Source organism: Stenotrophomonas sp. GbtcB23 (assembly GCF_019091045.1).
Lineage (GTDB): Bacteria > Pseudomonadota > Gammaproteobacteria > Xanthomonadales > Xanthomonadaceae > Stenotrophomonas > Stenotrophomonas rhizophila_A.
Genome location: NZ_JAGXKC010000773.1, coordinates 1 through 230 on the forward strand (window position 1 = coordinate 1; position 230 = coordinate 230).

The window sequence follows — 230 nt, forward strand, 5'->3', positions numbered from 1 at the left end:
GCGCAGGGCCTGCGTTGCATCCGGATCGAACGCAATAGTGCGCCGCTCGCCCGGGGCCAGCTGGACGCGCTGGAAGCCGCGCAGCGCCTGCTGTGCATCACCCGGCGCCGCATCGCCCCGCCGCATGTACAGCTGCACCACTTCATCGCCGGCGCGCTTGCCGGTATTGGCCACGTCCTCCTGCACCTTGAGTTTCCCGTCTGCGGGAATGCGGGGCGCATCCAGGCGCA

General features: G+C 70.0%; 1 protein-coding gene. It reads right to left on the reverse strand.

The annotated features are described in order from the left end of the window. The coding region (locus KVS69_RS20880) for a fibronectin type III-like domain-contianing protein (protein ID WP_217540269.1) at nucleotides 1–230 on the reverse strand (230 nt) is incomplete at both ends.